The sequence below is a fragment of the Microbacterium sp. B24 genome (assembly GCF_000333415.1).
Lineage (GTDB): Bacteria > Actinomycetota > Actinomycetes > Actinomycetales > Microbacteriaceae > Microbacterium.
In genome coordinates, this window is record NZ_BADB01000241.1 from 1 (window position 1) to 5,309 (window position 5,309).

A 5,309-nucleotide genomic window follows, 5' to 3' on the forward strand; every position below is an offset into this window, starting at 1 on the left:
ACGGCGCGCAGTGACGGCTCGACTGGACGCGGCGCTGGCGTCTCGGGGCTCTCGGCGGTCCCGCACGCAGGCGGTGCGTGACATCGAGGCGGGTCTGGTCAGCGTCGACGGCGTCTATGTCGTCAAGCCGTCGACTCCGGTGTCGGACGATGCGGTTCTCGTCGTCGACGGTGCCGACCATTACGTGAGCCGAGCGGCCCACAAGCTCGTGGCTGCGCTGGATGCTTTCGACGTGCAAGTGGCCGGACGCGAAGCGCTCGACCTCGGCGCCTCCACGGGCGGGTTCACCCAGGTTCTCCGCGAACGCGGTGCGCGCCGGGTGGTGGCCGTGGACGTCGGCCACGATCAGCTGGCGCCCGTGATCCGTGCCGACGCGCACGTCACCGTCGTCGAGGGGTTCAACGTCCGCTACATGACGGCGGCGTCGCTGTCCGAGGCTGCCGGGTTCGCGGTCGATCCCGAGGTGATCGTCGCTGATCTGTCGTTCATCTCGCTCACTCTCGTGGTGCCGGCTGTCGCAGCCGTCGCGACGGCGGAGAGCGACATCGTTCTGCTGATCAAGCCGCAGTTTGAGGTGGGGCGGACCGGCGTTCGTGAGGGACTGGTCACGGATGCCGCGGCCCGTTCCGATGCGGCTGCCGGCGTGCTGTGGGCCGCGTGGGACGCGGGGCTGGCGACGGCGGGATTCATCGCCTCACCCCTCGCCGGCACGCATGGCAACCACGAATACCTCGTCCACCTGCGTCGGCGCGATCAGCCTCCACTCGGCCACGGTGACGGTCCGGTCGCCAGCGGCAATCCGACAGAATGGCTGAGGACGATCGACGAAGCGACGGGAGCGGTATGACAGATTCGACGGTGCCGCGCTCCATCCTCGTCGTGGCGCACGCGCGCCGCGACGACACGGTGGCAGCGGCTCGGCGTGTGATCGCTGCGCTCATCGCCGCCGAGGCGCGTCCCGTTCTCGCCGTCGACGACCCGGAGCTCGTTGACGCACTCTCTGATCTCGGCCCGCTCGCCGCCCTCGGAACGGACGTGCCCGTCGCCGACATCGAGCTGGCGGTGGTGCTGGGCGGCGACGGCACGATTCTGCGCGCCGCCGAACTCGTGCGCGACGGTGCCGCTCCGATCCTCGGTATCAATATGGGACATGTCGGCTTCCTCGCCGAGATCGATCCGGACGACATCGATGACGCGATGCGTCGGATCATCGCCTGCGACTACCAGGTCGAGGAACGGATGACGCTCTCGGTGCGTGTCAAAGACGCCGGCGGCGACGTCATCTACGAGACATGGGCGCTCAACGAGGCGACGGTCGAGAAGGCGGCGCGCGAGCGGATGATGGAGGTCGTCATGGAGATCGACCGCCGTCCTCTCTCGAGCTTCGGCTGCGACGGTGTCGTCATCGCCACACCGACAGGCTCCACGGCGTACAACTTCTCCGCCGGCGGGCCGGTGATCTGGCCGACCGTCGAAGCGATCGCCGTGGTTCCGCTGTCGGCCCACGCACTGTTCGCACGCCCTCTCGTGGTGGGGCCGGAGGCGACGGTCGCGATCGAGGTGCTGGCGCGCACGGACGGCACCGGCATCATGTGGTGCGACGGGCGACGCTCGCACGACCTGCCGCCCGGCGCCCGCGTCGTCGTGGGCAAGTCCTCGCGCCCCGTACGCCTCGCTCGCCTGCATCCGGCACCCTTCACCGACCGGCTCGTCCGGAAGTTCCAGCTGCCCGTCACCGGGTGGCGGGGTCCGGATGAGACCTCCACGACGCGACCGACGAGTGCGGAGGGCCGGGCGTGATCGAGCAGATGACGCTCCGCGACCTCGGTGTCATCGCTGACGCGACCCTCCCGATGGGTGCCGGCTTCACCGCCATCACCGGAGAGACCGGCGCCGGCAAGACGATGGTCGTCACCGGTCTCGGTCTTCTGCTCGGAGCGCGCGCGGACTCGGGCGTCGTCCGCGCGGGCGCGGCCCAGGCCGCCGTCGAGGGCGTCTGGCTGGTTCCCGAGTCGGGCCCGGTGGCCGATCGCGTGACGGATGCCGGGGGAGAGGTCGAGCCGATCGGCGGGGGACGTGCCGAGCTCTATCTGGGTCGCACGGTCACCGCCGAGGGGCGCAGTCGTGCGAGCGTCGGTGGCCGCGCCGCGCCCGCGGGCGTGCTCGCCGATCTCGCTGAGCAGCTCGTGGTCGTCCACGGCCAGTCCGATCAACTGCGGTTGCGTTCGAGTGCGGCCCAGCGTGATGCGCTGGACCGCTTCGGCGCCGCCGAGATCGCGCCCGTCGCGGAGGAGTACCGCCAGGCCTACGCCGCGCAGCGTGAGCTCGCCGCTCACATCGCGGAGATCACCGGCAATGCGCAGGCGCGCGCGGCCGAAGCCGAGCAGCTGCGCATCGCCCTCGCCGAGATCGAGCAGGTCGATCCCCAACCGGGCGAAGACGTCGAGCTCGCGAACCGCGCCGAGAGACTGGCGAATGTCGAGGCGCTGCGTCAGGCGGCAGCCATTGCGCACGACGCACTGTCGGGCGGCGGTGACGTGCCCGACGTGGGCCTGCTCATCGCCGAGGCGCGTCGTGCTCTGGAACGGGTGGTGCGCGCCGACACCGTGCTGGCCGCCCACGCCGCGACACTCGACGACATCTCATATCGGGTCGCCGATCTCGCCACCGAGCTGAGCGCATACCTCGCCGATCTGGACGATGCCGGCCCCCACGAACTCGCTGCGGTCGAAGAGCGCCGCGCCGCCGTGACGAGCATCGTGCGAGCCCACGGCAGCCTGGAGGCCGCACTCGAACTCGCCCGCTCGGGCGCGTTCCGACTGGCCGAGCTCGATGACGACGGCGAGCGGATCGCGCGTCTGCAGGGCGACGAGCGCGACGCTGCGGCCGCGCTGGACGCGGCCGCAGCGCGGCTCACCGCCGCCCGGCGTGCGGCGGCGGAGCGTCTGGCTGCCGCCGTGACCGAGGAGCTGCACGCCCTGGCGCTGCCCGACGCGCGGGTGGTCGTCGCCGTCGAGGAGGCAGTCGCCTCGGCATCCGGTCGGGACGAGGTCACGATTCTGCTGGCGCCGCATCCCGGCGCCGAGCCCCGCCCGGTCGCCAAGAGCGCGTCCGGCGGTGAGCTCAGCCGCGTCATGCTCGCGATCGAGGTCGTCATCGCGGGCACCGGCGGGGTGCCCACGTTCGTGTTCGACGAGGTGGATGCCGGCATCGGCGGTGCCGCGGCGATCGAGGTGGGGCGCCGCCTCGCCCGCCTCGCCGAGACGAGCCAGGTCATCGTGGTCACGCACCTCGCCCAGGTCGCCGCTTTCGCCTCGAACCATCTCAGCGTCGTCAAGGCCGGCGACGGCTCGGTCACCGCCTCGAGCGTGCGCGCGCTCACGGGCGCCGACCGCGAGGCCGAGATGGCGCGGCTGCTGTCCGGCCTGGCCGATTCGACGACCGCGCTCGAGCACGCCCGGGAGCTTCTGAGCCTCGGCCACTCCGGACTGATAGGATGAAAGCCCGTGACGGACACTCATTCAGCAGGTAAGACGGCGGGCAAGACTTTCAGCCACACCACCAAGCACATCTTTCTGGACGGCGGGTGTCGTTCGTCTTTGGGGAAGGGTCTGACCGCCGCGTCTCTGGGCAATCTGCTGACAGCGCGCGGACTGCGCGTGGTGATGCAGAAGCTCGACCCGTACCTGAACGTCGACCCGGGCACGATGAACCCGTTCCAGCACGGCGAGGTGTTCGTCACCGACGACGGGGCGGAGACCGACCTCGACATCGGCCACTACGAGCGCTTCCTCGACATCGAGCTGAGTCAGGCCGCCAACGTGACCACGGGGCAGATCTACTCCCAGGTGATCGCCCGCGAGCGCCGCGGCGAGTACCTCGGCGACACGGTGCAGGTCATCCCGCACATCACCGACGAGATCAAGCGCCGCATGCGCCTGCAGGCCGACGAGACGCCCAAGCCCGATGTCATCATCACCGAGATCGGCGGCACCGTCGGCGACATCGAGTCGCAGCCGTTCATCGAGTCGGCGCGTCAGATCCGCCATGAGCTCGGACGCAAGAACGTCTTCTTCGTGCACGTCTCGCTCGTGCCGTTCATGGGCGCGTCCGGCGAGCAGAAGACCAAGCCCACGCAGCACTCCGTTGCGGCCCTGCGCTCCATCGGCATCCAGCCCGACGCCCTCGTACTGCGCAGCGACCGCCCCGTCACCGAATCGAACAAGCGCAAGATCGCGCTGATGTGCGACGTGGACGAGGATGCCGTGGTCAACGCGGTGGACGTGCCGTCGATCTACGACATTCCGACCATGCTCAACGAGCAGGGCCTCGACGGCTACATCGTCGACGCGCTGGGCCTTACGAAACAAGGCCGCCGAGGTCGATTGGACGCGCTGGAGCAAGGTGCTCAACGCGGTCCACAACCCCAAGCACGAGGTGACGATCGGTCTCGTCGGCAAGTACATCGATCTTCCGGACGCGTACCTGTCGGTCACCGAGGCCCTCAAAGCCGGAGGATTCGCGCAGGAGACGAAGGTCCAGGTGCAGTGGATCGCCTCCGACCTCTGCGAGACGCCCGAGGGTGCCGAGAAGGCGCTCGGCGCGCTCGACGGCATCGTCGTTCCCGGTGGCTTCGGCATCCGCGGTATCGAGGGCAAGCTCGGCGCGCTGCGCTTCGCCCGCGAGCAGGGCATTCCCACGCTCGGCATCTGCCTGGGACTGCAGTGCATGGTCATCGAGTACGCGCGCAACGTCGCCGGTATCGAGGGGGCGTCGTCCAGTGAGTTCGATCCCGACACCACGCACCCGGTGATCGCGACGATGGCCGAGCAGGTCGACATCATCGACCACGGCGACATGGGCGGCACGATGCGGCTCGGGCTCTACGAGGCCGAGCTGGCCGAGGGGTCGCTGGCGGCGGAGGTCTACGGCGCCGAGCGCGCCAGCGAGCGTCACCGCCACCGCTACGAGGTCAACAACCGCTACCGCGATCAGATCGCCGACGCCGGCATGTGGTTCTCGGGGCTGTCGCCCGGCAGCCCCTCCGTCATGAAGCACTACGACCTCGACAGCTTCAAGGCGCGCAGCGTCGGCGATCAGGTGCTCGTCCCCGTGACCGCTCCCGCCCCCGAGCCGCCGAAGGTCGCGCCGCGCTTCGAGCGGCGACAGGCGCGCTTCGGTACCAGCACGGTCTACGGCATTCACGACTCGGCGCTCGGTAAGTTCGCGCCCTTCGGCTACGCCGCCGAGGCGTCCGGCGACCTGTCCCGCATCGCCGACGGACTCTAGAGGATCCCCGGGACCGAGCT

At 69.9% G+C, this 5,309-nt stretch carries 3 protein-coding genes and 1 pseudogene; all 4 read left to right on the forward strand.

Annotated features, from left to right (window positions below; all coding sequences use genetic code 11):
* The first annotated feature begins 10 nt into the window (after positions 1–10).
* Positions 11–847, forward strand: coding sequence for a TlyA family RNA methyltransferase (locus tag I5I_RS06530; protein ID WP_036317845.1), 837 nt, complete (start codon positions 11–13; stop codon positions 845–847).
* Entirely contained in the window at positions 844–1,800 is a 957-nt protein-coding gene (locus I5I_RS06535) for an NAD kinase (RefSeq protein WP_036317841.1), read from the forward strand. The genes I5I_RS06530 and I5I_RS06535 overlap by 4 nt, the downstream gene beginning before the upstream one ends.
* Positions 1,797–3,500, forward strand: coding sequence for a DNA repair protein RecN (gene recN, locus I5I_RS06540; protein ID WP_036317843.1), 1,704 nt, complete (start codon positions 1,797–1,799; stop codon positions 3,498–3,500). Before I5I_RS06535 ends, recN begins: the two co-directional genes overlap by 4 nt.
* Before the next feature lie 6 nt (positions 3,501–3,506).
* A pseudogene (locus I5I_RS06545) lies at positions 3,507–5,034 on the forward strand (CTP synthase); the annotation flags it as partial.
* Positions 5,035–5,309 lie beyond the last annotated feature (275 nt).